Genomic DNA, 18,451 nt, shown 5'->3' with positions numbered 1-18,451 from the left:
AAAGAGTGATTAATAACGTTTTAACACTTAAAACAAAGAGCAATAATTATGCCATTTAAAAACTAAATTTGTGATACTAAACAAATCTATTTATTTTAGACTAAACTTTTAGCCTACTATTATCTATGATTTTAATTTCTAAACATATTGTTCCGAATGGTTTTGTAGGCATCACCTTATTTCCTTTTATTTTCTTAAAAAACAAAAAATTAAAAGAAAACAAAACACTAATCAATCATGAAAAAATACATATAAAACAACAAGCAGAATTATTACTTATATTCTTTTACATTTTTTATATTTTGGAATGGATTTTAAAATTTTTAAGGCACAAAAACCGTTATCTTGCTTATAAAAATATAAGTTTTGAACGTGAAGCATATCAAAATGAAAATAATTTTAACTACATAAAAAATCGAAAATTTTGGGCATTTATAAAATACTTATAAAACTAACTGTTGTTCTTTTTTTCTTCGGATGTTTTAATGGCTGTAAACCAAAACCCAAGAAAATAGCCATACAAACTGTTGAAGTTTCTAAGAAAAAAGATTCTATCGTTCAATTTCCAAAGTACCTAAACTCGAATTATGTTTTAGGAAAATTTGATTATACAAAAAACTCAGATTTTACATTAGTACCAGAAGAAAACTCATCAAAAGAAATATACCTAAGAAAAGAAGTTTTAGAGGCCTTTTTACAAATGAATGCTGCTGCTTTAAAAGAGGGCATTTCATTTACAGTAATATCTGGAACTAGAAATTTTGACCACCAAAAACGTATTTGGAATTACAAATGGAATGATAAATATAAAAATTTTCCGCCTCTAGAAAGAGCAAAAAAGATTTTAGAATTTAGTTCTATGCCTTCCACTTCACGTCATCATTGGGGAACAGATATTGACATCAACAGTCTTACGAATTCTTATTTCGAAAAAGGAAAAGGCCTAAAAGAATATAATTGGTTGTTAAAAAACGCGCATACATTTGGTTTTTATCAACCATATACTTCTAAAAAAAATGGAAAAACAGGTTATAGTGAAGAAAAATGGCATTGGACTTTTTTACCATTATCATCTCTCTATTTAAAATATTATAACGCAACAGTTGGTTTAGAAAAAATAAACGGATTTGAAGGTTTTTCTTATGCAAAGGAACTCAACGTTATTGAAGAATATGTAAATGGAATTAACCCTAAAACCCTACAAAATCAATAATTTATTAAAAAAATACGTATTTTTTTAATAATTCACTAAATTGCAATACTAATTTTATATAAATTTTACGAATGAAACAAACTACACCTTATAAACCAAAACACAAAGTACGTATTGTTACAGCTGCTGCACTTTTTGATGGGCATGATGCTTCTATAAATATAATGCGTAGAATTATTCAATCTACAGGCGTTGAAGTTATTCATTTAGGTCATGATAGATCTGTGGAAGAGGTAGTAAATTGTGCCATACAAGAAGATGTAAATGCCATTGCAATAACTTCTTATCAAGGAGGACATAATGAGTATTTTAAATTCATGTTAGATTTATTGAAAGAAAAAGGAGCTGGACATATCAAAATTTTTGGTGGTGGTGGCGGTGTAATCCTTCCTAAAGAGATAAAGGAATTAATGGATTATGGAATTACAAAAATTTATTCTCCAGATGATGGTAGGGAACTTGGTTTACAAGGAATGATAAATGATTTAGTTCAAAAAGCAGAAAATCCATCCTTAACAGATACTAAAGAAAAGGAACCCCATACTCTTAAAGTTTGCAATGAAGATGGTTCTTGGTTATTGGAATTAGAACATGAAAAAGTTTTAGAAAATTTAAAGAATAAAGATGTTAATACAATTGCTAGGTTAATTTCGTTAGCAGAAAATAATCATACAGATTTTACAAAGATTTTTTCTCCTTTAGATAAATTAAAAGGAACCGCTCCTGTTTTAGGAATTACAGGAACTGGTGGTGCAGGAAAATCTTCTTTAGTAGATGAATTGGTACGTCGTTTTTTAATTGATTTCCCCGAAAAAAAAATCGGATTAATTTCCGTAGACCCATCAAAAAGAAAAACAGGTGGTGCACTTTTAGGAGACAGGATTAGAATGAATGCTATAAATAATTCTCGTGTATATATGCGATCATTAGCTACAAGGCAATCTAATTTGGCTTTGTCTAAAAATGTAAACGAAGCTATTGATGTTTTAAAAGCAGCTGAGTTTGATTTAATCATTTTAGAAACTTCTGGAATCGGACAATCAGACACCGAAATTATAGAACATTCTGATACTTCTTTATACGTGATGACACCAGAATTTGGTGCTGCAACACAGTTGGAAAAGATTGATATGCTAGATTATGCAGATTTGGTTGCCATTAATAAGTTTGATAAACGTGGTGCTTTAGATGCTGTTAGAGATGTAAAAAAACAATACATGCGCAACAATAATTTGTGGCATATTCATCAAGATGATTTACCTGTTTATGGTACGATTGCTTCTCAATTTAACGATCCAGGAATGAATACTTTGTACAAAAGTATTATGGACAAGTTGGTAGAGAAAACCGGAGTAGATTTAAAATCTAAAATGGAAATCACCAAAGAAATGTCTGAAAAAATCTTTGTAATTCCGCCTGCAAGAGTTCGTTATTTATCTGAAATTGCAGAAAGCAATAGAGCGTATGATAAAAAAGTAGATGACCAAGTTGTGGTTGCTCAAAAATTATATGGAATTTATCAAACGATTCTTTCTATTATAGAAAACGACACGTCATTGCGAGGTACGAAGCAGTCTCTAATTATTAAATCTGGATTAAATTCTGATGAAATTCTGTCTCTCGACTGCGCTCGAGATGACAAAGAGTTTTTAAAATTATTATTGGCTCAATTTGACAAAGTAAAATTAAATCTAAACCCTTATAACTGGGAAGTGATTTTAAATTGGCAAGAAAAGGTTCAGAAATATAAAGACCCAATCTACACGTTTAAAGTGCGTGATAAAGAAATAAAGATAGCAACACACAGTGAATCGTTATCTCATTCACAGATTCCTAAAGTTGCTTTACCAAAATATAAAGCTTGGGGAGATTTATTACGTTGGAATTTACAAGAAAATGTTCCGGGAGAATTTCCTTATACAGCAGGATTGTATCCTTTTAAAAGAACCGGAGAAGACCCAACAAGAATGTTTGCTGGTGAAGGAGGACCAGAAAGAACCAATAGAAGGTTTCATTATGTGAGTTTAGGAATGGACGCAAAACGTCTTTCTACAGCGTTTGATTCTGTTACTTTATATGGAAATGACCCTGGAAGAAGACCTGATATTTACGGAAAAATAGGAAACGCAGGAGTTTCAATTTGTTGTTTAGATGATGCCAAGAAATTATATTCAGGTTTCGATTTAAGTCACGCAATGACCTCTGTTTCTATGACCATAAATGGACCAGCACCTATGTTGTTAGGCTTTTTTATGAATGCAGCTATTGATCAGAATTGTGAGAAATATATCATCCAAAACAAATTAGAAAAACAAGTTGAAGCAAAGTTTAAAGAAATCTATGACAACAAAGGGTTAGAAAGACCTGTTTATCAAGGAGATTTACCCGAAGGAAATAATGGTTTAGGACTACTATTATTGGGATTAACGGGAGATTTAATTTTACCTTCGGATGTTTATCAACAAATAAAAAAAGACACTTTAGCGCAAGTTAGAGGAACCGTACAAGCAGATATTTTAAAAGAAGATCAGGCACAAAATACCTGTATCTTTTCTACGGAATTTGCGCTGCGTTTAATGGGTGATGTACAAGAGTATTTTATCGAAAAACAAGTTAGAAACTTTTATTCTGTTTCTATTTCTGGCTATCATATTGCAGAAGCAGGCGCAAACCCAATAACACAATTGGCGTTAACGTTGTCTAACGGATTTACCTATGTAGAATATTATTTAAGTCGTGGAATGGATATTAATAAATTCGGACCAAACTTATCTTTCTTTTTCTCTAACGGAATTGATCCAGAATATTCTGTAATTGGTAGAGTTGCTCGTAAAATTTGGGCAAAAGCCATGAAAAATAAATACGGTGCAAACCCAAGAGCACAAATGTTAAAATATCATATTCAGACTTCTGGACGCTCTTTACACGCACAAGAAATCGATTTTAATGATATAAGAACTACACTGCAAGCTTTGTACGCAATTAACGATAACTGTAATTCTTTACACACCAATGCCTATGACGAGGCCATTACAACGCCAACGGAAGAATCTGTAAGAAGAGCGATGGCAATACAGTTAATCATCAATAAAGAATTAGGTTTAACTAAGAATGAAAACCCAATTCAAGGTGCCTTTATTATTGAAGAATTAACCGATTTGGTGGAAGCTGCCGTTTTAGAAGAATTTGATAGAATTACAGAACGTGGAGGCGTTTTAGGAGCCATGGAAACCATGTATCAACGTTCTAAAATACAAGAAGAAAGTTTGTATTATGAAACGTTAAAACACAATGGAGAATTCCCAATTATTGGGGTAAATACTTTTTTAAGTTCTAAAGGTTCACCAACTGTACAACCTGCAGAAATTATCCGTGCAACGGAAGAAGAAAAACAATATCAAATTCAGACAAAAGAATTGCTAAACAAAGCGAATCCGAAGAAAGTAAAAGAACAAATTGCAATTTTACAGGAAGCGGCAATTAAAAATGAGAACCTATTTGATAAATTAATGGAAGCCACTAAGGTGTGTTCTCTAGGACAAATTACTGAAGCATTATTCAAAGTTGGTGGACAATATCGTAGAAATATGTAATAAAAAGTTATATTTAGCATTAAATATAAAAAATTATGGTAACAAAAAGACATTTTATTATTCTATTAACTTCCTTATTCTTTAGCCTTGGGATGAATTCTCAGAACAAAAACATTACAATTAGAGTTAAAGATGTTAATAACAAACCTGTTTCTGGGGCTATTATCCTTTTAGATGATGTAAAACAAAATGTATGGACAAACTCTAGTGGGGTTTTTAAGACAAAACTAAAATCTGCACCAAAAGAAATTAGTGCTTTTCATCCAAAAATTGGTATTAAAAAAATAGCATACAACGGAAAAGAAAACATCATTATAAAAATTGAAAAAGGAAATGACCTACACGTATCTCAAAATACTAAGACACAAAAAAAATCAGACTCAGGTCAATTTAATTCTATTTATGATTATTTAAGAGGACAAATAGCTGGAGTTCATGTATCTGACGAGGATATAACAATTAGAGGATACAATTCTATAAATGGAGATATGACTCCTTTATTTATATTAAATGAAACAACTGTATCAAAAGAAATTTTTGGTAATATTAGGCCTTTAGATATTAAATCTGTAACGGTTTTAAAAGGACCAGAAACAACTAGATATGGTGTAAGAGGTGCTAACGGTGTTATAATTGTTACAACTAAATAAAAAGGTTTACTAGAAATATTTTATACTTAAAATAGTTACAAAATCCGTTCATAATGAGCGGATTTTAACTTTTATAAACTTCTTAAACTTCGCCATTGTTTCTTTTTACTGCTTTCAGTATTCTGTTCTAAAACAGAATACACAACTTTTATAAAACAAACTAAAAACATCAATAAAACCTGATTAATTAAAAGAATTACCAAAACTATAAACCTTAGGATATTAAAAAAAGGTAGCAATATAAAATTGCTACCCTTCTAATTAACTGCATAAAGAGTCCCCCAACTCTTAAACAGTACTAATAAACTTTTTATTAGACTCCTTGTGCATCACCAATAACACGATCTATAAAATCTGTATTGATATACAAAAGCCTTGCTAGATTGTACAAAACATTTACTTCGCTATCATCTATTTCTCCATCAGCATAAGATATAATAGATAAATCTCTTAATATATTTAGCTTTTGCATCACAGACAGCACAACATCTAAATCTTTGGTCAATTGTTGTACTTCGCTAATCATTTCATCTTCTGTAAGACCTTTAATGGTCATCATACAATTGGCAAAAATTTTAGGAGCCACAATACTACTTAATGCTTGTATTTCTGAATCATCTACAACACCATCGGCATTAGATATTAAATATCCTCCTAAAAACATTAAACGTTGTATTTTCTCGGAATGTTCTCCTTCTTCCTCTAAATTTTCAGGTTCCATTAGAGACATAATGCGCTTAATTTCAACCTCCATAGCTTCTTCTGTAATTTCTCCAGAAATAGACGTGTTAAAGGCTGCATACGTTTCACTTTTATTAAAAAGCTCTAAAGCTTTAATTCTTAAAGGACTAAAAGGATGGCTACTATACCAATCTGAAGGATCTAAATTAGAATCATTTAAAACCTCTTCTAAATCTACAAATTGTTCTATATAAGCATTTAATTGAAAGTCTAAAGAATCTGTTGTTACACCAGATGATAATTTAAAGAAAGTGCGCCCAACGGCTTCAAAGTCTTGACAACATAATAAACCTGCTCTATCTGCACTAATTTCTGCATTTCTATTCCAAGCATATAATTTCATAGCATGAATTGGAGCTAAATCATTTTCTCCTGTATCTAATATTTGTCTTACCGGATAATCAAAATGCTCAAAAAGTACATGTCCTATTTCATGACCAACAACAAAAGTTAACTCTTCTTTAGAAAAACGCTCTAAGATTCCTGATGATAAAATAATGTATAACTTATTTTCATCTGGCGGATAACAAGAAGCATTAAAAGTATCTCCTTGGTATACAAAAAATTCAATATCAGCTTTTAGCTTTAAAGTGTTTTTACAATGCTCTCCTATTTCATGAAGCATAGGAGCTAAGGTTTTTGTAAGCCTTAAACTAGATTTTAATAAATGTTTTCTAGATTTAAATTTACCACTATTTTTATTTACCTTTTCTAATGTCTTTTGTATCAGTTCGTCTTTCTGAAAAGCGATCACATAATCTCTATCACCATCATAAACCAATAAATTTAAATCGATGTCGGCTCTATTATTCGTATAAATTCCGGGTACTGTTTCTAATATTTCTTTATGATTTAAAGCATTTATTTCTTCGATACGTTTGGTGTATTCTTCTGCTAATTCTGTTGTAATGTTTTGAAAAACAATACTAGCTTCTTGTATTTTATCGAAATTACCTGATGCTTGCGCATCATTTAAATCGGTTAACATCTTTTCTTGCGCTGTATTTAAAGCTGCTTGATGTTCTTTTTCTAATTCTGAAAGTGTTTCTGATATATATGACATTCTATTTTAGGCTTGAACTGTTAATTTTGAATTAGAAATTTTCATTAATCGACCTTTTAAGTCGAAAATTCCTAAAATTTGATCATCTCCTTTTTTAGCAACAATGTTGTTTCCTGGTAATTCTACTTCATATCCTTTTCCTTTTAAATAAAAATACAAACTGTATTTATGAGGAAATTGATAGTTTGCTGCAGCATTTGTAAAGTGAGAACAAATTAATGCAGGTACTGTTCTTGCTTTACTATCTGCTTCTGTAGATGATACCGTAACATAAACCGTTAAGCCTTTAAAAACTAAAGGAACAAAACAACTGTCTTCTGCCAATACAGATGCAAATGTTGCAAAATAAGCTCCCGGGTCTGAACTGAATTCTTTTTTAGGTGTTATGATATCTTCAATTTGATACGCTTCTCCTATTGCTTTTATTGTTAAAGCTGTTTGTAAAAACTTTTCTGGAATGCCACTTTGTGTATTCGCCCAAGACCATAACCAACTTTTTTCATTTTCTGAATAAGTTCCTAAAACCTGAATATCAAAAACCTTATCGTCTCCGTAGGTCAATTTTCCTTCTAACATATCACAGCTCCAGCCTAAGCCTTCTACCATTTCACCAAAAATCTCTTGTTTTTCTAAAGAAAGTACAACAGATTGATTATATAATTCTTGAATAGTTACTTTATTCGTTTCTTCTGATTTTTCTTGTGTGCTTTCTGTTTGCGTAGTTGCTGCTTCCGGAGTTCCTTCTGCAAACTCTTCTAATTTTTCTTCTAATAAAGAAATGATGCGAGCTGTTTTACGATCTACAGCATCGGCATTTACAACAGGACTGTGATTAATTTTTAGAACACCTTCTTCAAAAGTAATTGCACGATCTAAATTATGTTCTTCGTTTTCATTAATAATCACCACGTTTTTTAAACCTGCTTGTAAAAGCTCTACGCCCATATCATCTACACAAATAGCTTTAAAAGCTTCTATTAATGGTAAAAAATATATTTTAGGAAACGTATCATTATATAAATGAGAAAAACGATCTTCCATTAAAGTATTCCAAGAAATCTCTAAAGGAACTGCAAAACCTGCTGCTTTATTAATTTCTGTTTCTAATGCTGGAAATAATTCTTTTTGAAATGCTTGGATAATTCTTTTTTCTTTAAGTCCCATAATTTTTATTTTATTAAATTCATTAAAATGATTTTTTATTTATTTTTATAATATTTGAAGTAATTTTTCTTCTAAAATATTAGATAAGTTTTCTGGTAACGCTTTATCAATAGGTATTGCTATTGTTAGTGTTTTTACTTGGCAATTAAGCTGTAATTTGTCTTCTTGTTGTAAAACAATAGTATCTATACCTTGCCAAGCCTCTTTGCCTAAGGCATCTTTTGTAATTTCATCAACTACACTTTTTAATGCTGTAAAAACATCTTGAATGTTTAATCGATTATTTAATTCTCCTAGCGAAACATCGTCTATATTAAATTCTTTTATTTCACTTCCTAACAAGCTTTTTTCATTATTTAACCAGCGTTTCAATTGCAAGACCGTTAAGTTTTCATTTTCTGATGATAATGGCCTGCTAATTGCCCCTTTAGACAATTCTACAACCATTTTTTTTGGTTGTTTAACCGTAATAAGCACAATATTGTGCGTATTAAAAAAGAGTACATCTTCATTCTGAGAAAGCATACAAACCGATTTATTGTGGCTACTATCTTCCGTTAGATCTAAAATTATTCCTTCTATATAACTTCCATTATTTAATGAAATAGCGATTAAAACAGCTTCTTCCTTTTTAAAAACAGAACGTAAGATTTCCTCTGGCGTTTGGGCTACAAACGCTTTATAATAATGTGTGTTTTTCATGATAAAAAATTGTGTTATGAATCTTCTAAGAGATATTGATAGTCTTTTGGTAATTGATCTATTAAATAAAGAAAAATACCGTCTCTAGATATTGTTTTGTAATCGTAATAGGTTAAGGTTTTCCTTTCTAGATTTGGGTAATTCATTTTAACCAAATACATACCTACCCCTTTTGTTAAATATCGATCTCCTTCGATTTTTTCTTGTGGTTCATGTTTTTCAAAAGCGATATAAAATGAATTTAAATCTTTTTGATTGACCCAAATATTCTTTAGGTACACAGGAGAATTTGGTTTCGTAAATTCTTTACTAATAAAATGACCTATGTTTTCTGCCTTTACAGATCCATAGTTATTTGCAACTATAGCATGTTGTTTATATCTGTAAGATCCGTTGCTATCATTAAACGTACTGGGTTTTACAATCAATTCGTAAAAACCTTTTCTTTCTCTTTTAACTTTAAAATCTACATGTGCTTCCCTTGTCCAGGTATCTGGATATTTATCTAAAACGCTACAAATCTTATCTGAAAAATATTGAAACTTCTTAAATGTAGGCTCAGAATCTAAACTAATGCTAATTGCATGATTAAACACATTTACATCCATACTTAAAACATCATTATCTAACACTTCATACAGTTCTTCTCTAAGTAGAATTTCTTGTTTCTGATAATTTGTTAATGTTTCAATACTTCTATCTTTAGTGTCATGAAAAGGAACATAAAGTGCTTTGTCTTTTGCATTCCATTCAAAGTTTATAATAATATTAGAATTCTCTTTAAGCGCTAATTCTACCCAATATAAATTAGGGTTCATATTTGCAGTATTAAAGTTTCTTTTAAAAGTTATAATTTCATATTTATTATAATGATGTTCTTTTAAAAATGTTACAAACCCTTCTTTTGCTTTCATATTAGACACCCCACAGCCAACAAACAGTAGAAGAACTATACTTAAAATACTATAAAAAAAGAATCTATACATATTAACAACTTTTATCAATGACACTAAATCTTAAATGCTTGCTTATAAATTATTTTCTAATAAATCAATAAGCACTTTAATTCTACTATTAACGTCTGGTGCATTTAATATAGGACTATGGTCTATTGTTAAAACTCCATCTGAAAATGTGAATCCATTAGCTGGATTGTGATGATCTTTGGTATTTAATATGTGTATTTCTTTTAAGCTTTCTGCTAATGCTTCTTTCCCCATATCGTCACTAGCAATAGATTTAAAAGCTTCTATAATTGGTAAGAAATATATTTTTGGGTAAGAATCGTTGTAAAGGTGTAAAAAACGATCTTCAAATAAAGTACTCCATTCAATGTTTAAAGTAACATCAAAACCGGCAGCTTCATTTATTTGTGCTTTTAATTCTGGAAATTGTTCTTCTTGAAATGTTTTTGTAAATCTGTTTTCTTTTAATCCCATGATATTTTAATTTAAAGGTTATTTCTTTGTATACCTCAAAACTAAGACTTGATTAGGATAATTTTAAAACCGTTTTACATGTGCTCTTTTTCGTTTTATATTCGCATTTATAAGTTATCTAACACCTGTTTTAAGTACGATTTTTTACGTGTAGCAACTGGTATAACTTCATTGTTTGTTAAGTGAACCGTATTGTTTGAGTTCATCTTTTTTATGTATTTTATATTTATTAAATGAGATTGATGCACGCGTACAAAAGTGTGTTCACTTAAAATATTCTCGTAGTATTTTAAATTACGAGCACTCATTATTTTTTTATCAACTGTATGAAAAATAGTATAAGCTCCGTCTGACTGGCAACGCACAATGTCTTTTGTTTGCAAAAAATATTGAGCATCCGCCGTTTTAATTAATAAGGTTTTCTGAATCTCCTTTTTATTAAGTTCAGAAACCTTGTCTAAAGCATTCTTATAAACTTGTTCTTTTTTATAGCCTACTCTAAATCTATCTATACATTCTGATAACTCTACTGAATCTATCGGTTTTAATAAATAATCTATGGTATCAAACTTTATTGCCTTTATAGCAAACTCATCATAAGCGGTTGTAAAAATTATCTTAAAAGAAATACTCTCTAAAGCTTCTAAAATCTGAAATGCATTACCGCCAATCAACTCTATATCTAAAAAAACTAAATCTGGAGTTTCCTCTTTTAAAAACGAAATAGCATCTGTAACATTATCTATTTTAGCGACAACTTCAATATCTTTTTGAGTATATTTAATCAGTTTATCTAATGTATTTAACGCATTAAATTCGTCTTCTATTATAACTGCTTTTATCATTAAAGTTTCAATTTAAAAAACACTTTTGTTCCTGATGGTTTGTTGTTTTCATCAAATAAATCTTGAAGAATAAATGATTTTTCTTCTCCCTTTTTTCTCATTTTTAAACGCTCTTTAAAAATAGATGTTGCATGTAAATCTTCTGTTAATTCTTCTTGCTTGGCTTTTGCAGATCTTCCTACTCCATTATCTAAAATAACAAACAACAATTCTTGCGCTTCTTTTTCTATTGTCAACAGAAGCTTTCCTCCTTCTGGTTTCTCTTTTAAACCATATTCTATTGCATTCTCTAAAAAAGGTTGCAATAACATTGGTGGCACCTGTATTTTAGTAACATCAATAGCATCGTCTACCTCAATAGTATACGTAAAAACATTATTAAAGCGTAATTGTTGGGTTTCTATATAGTTAGAAATCATACTAATTTCTTTGTCTAGCGAAATAGATTCTTTTCTAACATAATCAAAATTTTGTCTAATTAATTTAGAAAACTTAGCAATATAATTAGATGATTTTATAGGGTTTCCTTCTAAAGTAATATTCTGAATTGCAGCCAATGTATTGAATATAAAATGAGGATTCATCTGCACGCGCAATAAACTTTGCTCTAACTTTGATGCTTTATTTGCTGCGAGTAATTTTGTATTATACACATAAAAAACAGTGGCTATAGCTAACAAAACAAATAATAACATAGTACTAATTAAAAGCCATTGGTTTCTACTATTAATTTCTTTTTGATGATTAATTTCTGTTTCCTTTTGTTTAACTTCATAATTAACGTTTGCAAAATTTAAAAGCCTATTTTGTTCTAATCGATTCACGTTTAATTGCAAACTATCTCTTACTATTTGATTATCTAAGGCTTTTACGTAATCTCCAGACATAATAGCAATAGCTATTAACTTATCTCTAATTTCTATTTCATCTTTTACATTTTTATTAGCAACATAAATACTTAATGCTTTTTTATAATTTACTTCTGCCGAGTCATTTTTAGATTTCAATAAAAATAAATTACCCAAACCTTTATAAGGCGCAGCATTAATTGCTTTTATATTCTTATTTAAAGTTGCAGCACCTCTTAGAAATTTTTCTGCATTTTCGTATTTTCCTGCATCGATATAAGTGTATCCAATATTATTTAAAATACTTGCTAAAATTTTAGGTTCTCTTTTAGATTGACTTAAATGCATTGCTTCAGAATAACTGTTTAAAGCTTTGTTATATTCTTTTAACTGCAAATAAACACTCGCTTTGTTATTTTTTAATGAAATGATAGAAGCTGTATCTACACTTTTAGAAAACAAACTATCGGTTGCTGTTATATAAAACAACGCTTTATTGTAATCTTTTAACTTAAAATGAAGATTAAATAGTTGATTATAAGCTTTCCCTTCTATACGTTTATCACCTATTAATTGTGCTAAATGCAATGCTTTAAGCGCATAAATTTGCGATGTTTCTATATCTCCCACGTTTAGATAAGCTCCGCTTAATGTAATTAAACATCGTCCTTCGTTGTACTTATCTTTTAATTCTACAAAGAGTTTATAGGACTTTAAATGTGTATTAATTGCTTCTTGATATTTAAAATTCAGGTATAAAATTTCTCCTTTTTTAAACAGCAACATGGCATGTTCTAAGGTTGTTAAATCTTTATTATTTTGAACTAAACTATCTAATTCTAAAAAAAATTCTTGTGGTTGTGTTTGCGCAATACTATCTAACCTAGCAAATTTGTTTTTTATATTCGGGCGAATAATATCTTGTTTAGAACAAGCTAAAAACAATAGTAATAAAGACATCGCAAAACTTAATTGCCATATTCTTTTGTTTTTTAAAATCATAAAAGCGAAACTAGAAAATGTTTGAATAAGCTAAAATAAGCAATCATCAATATTCTATTAAAAAAATCCCTTTTATTTTTGTTAAAATCAAGAAAAACACAAATAGATTCGTTTTTCCATAAAATAGTAATAATCAGGATTAGAATGATGAAATAAAAAGAACATCAACAAAACTTTAGAGAATCAAAATAAAATGGGTTTACAAAAATCTATAGAAGTTTAAAATAAAATTCGACCAATTTATTGGCGTAAACTTAAATGAAGTCATCCAATTTCTTTTTTTTTAACTTTTCTGCATCTTTATTGACAAGGTTCTGTCTATTATAAAAAACATGCGGAATCAAAAATTTAAATCAGAATTCTATAAACAATTAAACATCGCAAAAGCTGCAACTAATAAAAAACAATATAAAACAGCATTTTATCATTTAGAGAATGCACATATTTTAGGTCAAAATAATTTGTACAGACATACTTTAAGCCATTATTACATGCTTATATTTGGTTTTAAAACAAAAAATAGTGAAGAAATTATTGGGCAAGCCTTAAGAATATTAGCTGCTATACTATTTACATTAATTTGGGTTCCAAGAGGTAATACTGGCGGTACCAACATTTCTCCAGTTAAAATAATTCCTATTAGAAAAGAATTAAAAAAATATTTCTTAAATTAATGCATCTTTTTAAATAATACGTCGTCTATTAAATGAACATTAAAATAGAATATCATGAAAAATACAAATTGTAACTGTAATTGTGAAGGTTGTAAAACCGGAGATTGTAAAAATTGTACTTGCACTAACTGTACTTGTAGCAATTGTAACTGTTAAATAACTATCATTCCGAATAAAGAATTAAGAGAACCACATCACAGGATTCTTCTATTGTTATTCGGAATGACATTTTAAAAATAAAGTATGACTACAAAACAAGTTTGGACTTTATATTCTGAAGATTTAAAACGATTTATTATCAGCAAAGTAAAAGACACAATTATTGCAGATGATATTTTGCAGGACTCCTTTATTAAAATTCATACAAAACTACATACTCTAAAAGATATTACAAAGTTAAAACCTTGGTGTTTTACAGTAGCAAGAAACTCTATTCTAGATTATTGGAGAGTAAACGATAAAACTTTTGAAATTGCAAATTTTGAAGCAGAAACGAGTATCTTAAAAGATGAACATACAGAAAAAGATTGTTTAATAGGAATATTAAAGCACTTACCAAAAAAATACAGAGACCCTTTATTTCTTTCGGATATAAAAGGAATGAAACAACAAGAAGTTGCAGATCAATTAAAACAATCGTTACCTACTACAAAATCTCAAATTCAGCGTGCAAGAAAATTAATAGCACAAGGCTTTATGGATTGCTGCGGTTTTGTTTTAAATGATGATGGTAACTTGGTTGGAGAAATTAAGGAGAAGGAAGATTGCAAAGTTTGTAAATAAATTAACAATAATCATCACCTTATTATTTATCTTAGTTGAAATTATAACAAAAATTAACACACACACAACTATGGCAGCACTTAAAAAAGAAGACATTAGTCAAGAAGTATTTGACTTATATGACGACTATGCGCATAATAAAATAGACAGAAAGCAATTTCTAAAAAAACTATCATTATATGCTGTTGGTGCAATTACATTGCCAGCTTTATTAAGCTTTATTTCTCCTAATTATGTAGATTCTATATTGGTAGAACCTAATGATCCTCGATTGAAATCTGAAACGATAAATTACGCCTCTCCTAAAGGAGGAAAAAAAATGACAGGTTTACTTTCTATTCCTAAAGAAGGAGAAAGTAAATTACCCGGAATTATAGTTGTGCACGAAAACCGTGGATTAAACCCATATATTAAAGATGTTGGCAGAAGAGCAGCCTTAGAAGGCTTTATAACTTTAGCGCCAGATGCACTTTCTCCAATGGGAGGATATCCTGGTAATGATGATGACGGTAGAGATATGCAAAAAAAGAGGGACCAAGGTGAAATGTTAGAAGATTTTATTGCTGGCTACAACTACCTTAAATCTCACAAAGATTGTAACGGAAAAGTAGCAGTTGTTGGTTTTTGCTTTGGAGGTTGGATTTCTAACATGATGGCAGTAAGATTACCTGATTTAGCTGCAGCCGTTCCATATTACGGAAGACAACCCCAAAAAGAAGATGCTGTAAAAATTAAAGCTCCTTTGTTATTACAATATGCTGGTTTAGATAAAAGAGTAAATGAGGGTTGGCCTGCTTTTGAAACAATTTTAAAAGAGCATAATATTGAACACGAAGCTCATTTTTATCCAGACGTAAATCATGGGTTTCACAACAATACAACACCTAGATATGATGAAGCTGCTGCTGATTTATCTTGGGAAAGAACCATTGCTTTTTTTAACAAGCACTTAAAAAGCTAATTCAGCTATTTCTAAAAAACAACGGAGCAATCCGTTTTTTATGTTTTTTTGTCATTTCGGAATGAAAAACGATTGAGAATCCTATCTTTTAGATACATTCTTACTCATTATGTCTTCGGAATGGCAGTTTAATGTTTATAATTATTTACTTTTATCTTTTAAACATCCAAGGTGAAAAATAAAACTCTTATCAGTAAAAAATTAGACAATTTTTACAACAAAGCATCAGAAGAAACCAGACTAGAAAAAGGAATGGGAATTTTTGAATTTGAACGTATAAAAGAGCTCATACAATTACATATTTCTAACCCAAAATCTAGAATTATTGATGTTGGTGGTGGTACAGGTAAATATTCTGAATGGTTGGCTAAGAACAACCATACCGTTCACTTAATAGAACCTGTTTTAAAACACATAAAACTGGCAGAAAACAGAGCCAAAAAATTAAAAAACCCTTTTTCTGTTGCTATTGGTGAAGCTAAAAAATTACCTTTTGAAGACAATGTTGCAGATTTGGTAATTTTACACGGTCCATTGTATCATTTGCAAAAAAGAGAAGATAGAATTGCAGCCATTCTTGAAGCAAAAAGAGTGGTTAAAAAAGGTGGAATTATTTTAGGGTTTGCAATTAACGCAACAGCATCTACAGTTGTGGGGCTAATGAATGGAATGATCCATGCCAACTCTTTTTTTAATATGTGTAAAGAAGAATTAACAACAGGTGTTCATGATGCTCCAAAAGATTTTCCTTTTTTATTAGCAGATGCTTTTTACCACAAACCAGAAGGATTAAAAGCAGAGTTTTTAGAACAAAACCTCAACTTTATAAATCTTTTTGCTGTTGAAGGAATGATTTGGTTAGACAATGAATATTTTGCAAATATGCTGGATAAGAAAAAATCTAAAACATTAAAGGCTTTGCAAAACCTCACACAAAATGATGAGTACTTATTACCTTTTAGTCCACACATGATGATTGCGGTAAAAAAATAATTTATTATTATTATTATTATTGTTATCATTATGAAAGTAAATAAATTACAAATAATTGGAATCATAATTATAATCATTGGGATTGTTACAGGTTATTTTTTTTGAAGAAAGCAACATTATTAGTACAATATCAGGAGTTTTATCAGCCATAGGTTTAATGTTAATATTAAAATGATTTCCTTTAAAAAAGCAAAAATCAGTTAACTAATTCCAATTTGTTAAAAACCAAAAACTGATTAAAATAACTGAAGTGAAAGATAAAAAGGTTTATTGGGGAGTTTGTAAAAACTGTAAAGGCACAGGTAAAAAAAGGAAAAGTCTTCCTAAAAAAGTAAGACTTCATTATAAAAAATCATTAGAACAATTTGAAAAATCTAATAGAGAAACAACTGCTCCTGTTTTACCTAAAGGACCATTACACATCTGTGTTAAATGCAAAGGAACAGGACTTATTGAAGCTAATAACTTTCCGAGTGTAAACAAAGAGAACTACCCAGATGTAGCCATTATTGGTGGCGGAATTGGAGGAGTTGCATTAGCGATAGCCTGTTTACATCGTGGCATCCCTTTTACCCTCTATGAACGAGACATTAGTTTTAACACTAGATCTCAGGGGTACGGACTTACTTTACAACAAGCAAGCAAAGCAATGGCAAGTTTGGGTATTCTAAATCTAAAAGAAGGAATCACTTCTACCAGACACGTGGTGCATACTACTGAAGGAGAAATAATTGGAGAATGGGGAATTAGAAAATGGGGACGGTCAGAAACAAAATCATCACCCAAGCGAACAAATATTCACATTGCAAGACAGTCTTTACGTTTAGCTTTATTAGAACAACTCGGTAACAATAATATTGTAAAATGGGGACATCAACTTTTGAATTACAAAGAATCAGAGGACGGAGATATTCATCTAAATTTTAAAGTAGACAATAATATTATAGAAGAAAAGGCAGACCTAATTGTTGGAGCAGACGGGATTAGAAGTACCGTAAGAAAACGATTAATAGGTGATGACGCTTCTCCCCTACGCTACTTAAACTGTATGGTTGTATTAGGTATTTGTCCTCTAAACAACTTAAAAGATATAGAAAGTTCTTTACTAGATTCTGCCACCGTATTTCAAACCGCAAACGGCAATGAAAGAATTTACATGATGCCTTATGATTCAGATTCCATAATGTGGCAACTTAGCTTTCCTATATCTGAAAAAGAGGCAAAAGATCTAAATACTAAAGGAGCAAAATCTTTGAAAAAAGAAGCATCTCGAAGAACTCAATGGCACAGCCCTATTCCTCAAATAGTATCGGCAACCAATGAAGAGCAGATATCAGGTTACCCTGTATACGACAGAGAACTATTAAATCCTAAATTATTAGAAAAAGGAACCAAAGTGACTTTAATAGGAGACGCAGCACACCCAATGAGTCCGTTTAAAGGACAAGGAGCAAACCAAGCTTTGTTAGATGCTTTAGCGCTTGCTCGTGGCATTACAAAAGGTTGTAAACCATTATCTAAATGGAAAGAAATTGGAATCCGAAAAAGTGTGTTAGTAAAATTTGAATCGGAAATGTTAGCACGTAGTACTTCTAAAGTAAAAAGTTCTGCAGATGCTGCACAACTATTACATTCAGAAATTGTATTATATAAAGGAGATGGCCCAAGAGGAAAGCATAGAGTTTAAAAACCTATAATTCTAAATATCAAAACCTTACAAACTACTATTCCAATTAGCATCTAATAAAACTAAAAGTATAATTGCATAGATTAAAAGCTG

General features: G+C 30.2%; 16 protein-coding genes. 9 read left to right on the top strand and 7 right to left on the bottom strand.

The annotated features are described in order from the left end of the window. Window positions 1–125: 125 nt before the first annotated feature. From WG945_RS13770 to WG945_RS13755, 4 genes are all read left to right on the top strand, one after another. Entirely contained in the window at window positions 126–449 is a 324-nt protein-coding gene (locus tag WG945_RS13770; RefSeq protein WP_068451114.1) for a hypothetical protein, read from the top strand. Next, entirely contained in the window at window positions 425–1,213 is a 789-nt protein-coding gene (locus WG945_RS13765) for a M15 family metallopeptidase (protein ID WP_157603696.1), read from the top strand. The genes WG945_RS13770 and WG945_RS13765 overlap by 25 nt, the downstream gene beginning before the upstream one ends. A gap of 71 nt (window positions 1,214–1,284) precedes the next feature. Then, window positions 1,285–4,806 (top strand): methylmalonyl-CoA mutase family protein, encoded by a 3,522-nt coding sequence (locus tag WG945_RS13760; protein WP_068451117.1) that lies wholly within the window; start codon window positions 1,285–1,287, stop codon window positions 4,804–4,806. Window positions 4,807–4,841: 35 nt separating this feature from the next. Continuing rightward, a complete protein-coding gene (locus WG945_RS13755) occupies window positions 4,842–5,456 on the top strand; it encodes a TonB-dependent receptor plug domain-containing protein (RefSeq protein WP_082864274.1) in 615 nt (204 codons plus the stop codon). A gap of 313 nt (window positions 5,457–5,769) precedes the next feature. Here the strand turns inward: WG945_RS13755 and WG945_RS13750 are convergent, their stop codons facing one another. From WG945_RS13750 to WG945_RS13720, 7 genes are all read right to left on the bottom strand, one after another. Continuing rightward, complete coding sequence (locus WG945_RS13750) at window positions 5,770–7,260, bottom strand: M48 family metallopeptidase (RefSeq protein ID WP_068451122.1); 1,491 nt, start codon at window positions 7,258–7,260, stop codon at window positions 5,770–5,772. 6 nt (window positions 7,261–7,266) lie between these two features. Then, the gene (locus tag WG945_RS13745; RefSeq protein ID WP_068451125.1) at window positions 7,267–8,424 is read right to left on the bottom strand and encodes a DUF6882 domain-containing protein; all 1,158 of its coding nucleotides are present in this window, start codon (window positions 8,422–8,424) and stop codon (window positions 7,267–7,269) included. Between the two features lie 45 nt (window positions 8,425–8,469). Beyond that, entirely contained in the window at window positions 8,470–9,126 is a 657-nt protein-coding gene (locus tag WG945_RS13740; protein ID WP_068451128.1) for a hypothetical protein, read from the bottom strand. A gap of 14 nt (window positions 9,127–9,140) precedes the next feature. Further along, a complete protein-coding gene (locus WG945_RS13735) occupies window positions 9,141–10,040 on the bottom strand; it encodes a hypothetical protein (protein ID WP_068451130.1) in 900 nt (299 codons plus the stop codon). 114 nt (window positions 10,041–10,154) lie between these two features. After that, on the bottom strand, window positions 10,155–10,565 hold the full coding sequence (locus WG945_RS13730; protein WP_068451133.1) for a hypothetical protein: 411 nt from the start codon (window positions 10,563–10,565) through the stop codon (window positions 10,155–10,157). A gap of 107 nt (window positions 10,566–10,672) precedes the next feature. Then, on the bottom strand, window positions 10,673–11,410 hold the full coding sequence (locus WG945_RS13725; protein ID WP_068451136.1) for a LytR/AlgR family response regulator transcription factor: 738 nt from the start codon (window positions 11,408–11,410) through the stop codon (window positions 10,673–10,675). Beyond that, window positions 11,410–13,218 carry a tetratricopeptide repeat-containing sensor histidine kinase gene (locus WG945_RS13720; protein ID WP_231874682.1) on the bottom strand — a complete coding sequence of 603 codons (1,809 nt, stop codon included), beginning with the start codon at window positions 13,216–13,218 and terminating at the stop codon, window positions 11,410–11,412. The genes WG945_RS13725 and WG945_RS13720 overlap by 1 nt, the downstream gene beginning before the upstream one ends. A gap of 374 nt (window positions 13,219–13,592) precedes the next feature. Here WG945_RS13720 and WG945_RS13715 point away from each other — a divergent pair, with 374 nt between their 5' ends. The 5 genes from WG945_RS13715 (at window position 13,593) to WG945_RS13695 (ending at window position 18,358) form a co-directional block, all read left to right on the top strand. Beyond that, window positions 13,593–13,934, top strand: a complete 342-nt coding sequence (locus WG945_RS13715) for a DUF3703 domain-containing protein (RefSeq protein ID WP_068451142.1) — start codon at window positions 13,593–13,595, stop codon at window positions 13,932–13,934. 243 nt (window positions 13,935–14,177) lie between these two features. Further along, window positions 14,178–14,717, top strand: coding sequence for a sigma-70 family RNA polymerase sigma factor (locus WG945_RS13710; RefSeq protein WP_068451144.1), 540 nt, complete (start codon window positions 14,178–14,180; stop codon window positions 14,715–14,717). A 70-nt stretch (window positions 14,718–14,787) separates the two neighbouring features. Beyond that, on the top strand, window positions 14,788–15,678 hold the full coding sequence (locus WG945_RS13705) for a dienelactone hydrolase family protein (RefSeq protein WP_068451146.1): 891 nt from the start codon (window positions 14,788–14,790) through the stop codon (window positions 15,676–15,678). A gap of 171 nt (window positions 15,679–15,849) precedes the next feature. Beyond that, complete coding sequence (locus WG945_RS13700; RefSeq protein WP_068451159.1) at window positions 15,850–16,671, top strand: class I SAM-dependent methyltransferase; 822 nt, start codon at window positions 15,850–15,852, stop codon at window positions 16,669–16,671. A gap of 241 nt (window positions 16,672–16,912) precedes the next feature. Then, complete coding sequence (locus WG945_RS13695) at window positions 16,913–18,358, top strand: FAD-dependent oxidoreductase (protein WP_068451162.1); 1,446 nt, start codon at window positions 16,913–16,915, stop codon at window positions 18,356–18,358. Window positions 18,359–18,451 lie beyond the last annotated feature (93 nt).

Source organism: Polaribacter atrinae (assembly GCF_038023995.1).
Lineage (GTDB): Bacteria > Bacteroidota > Bacteroidia > Flavobacteriales > Flavobacteriaceae > Polaribacter > Polaribacter atrinae.
The sequence above is the reverse complement of the archived record's forward strand: the minus strand, read 5'-3'. Positions and strand labels throughout refer to the sequence as shown.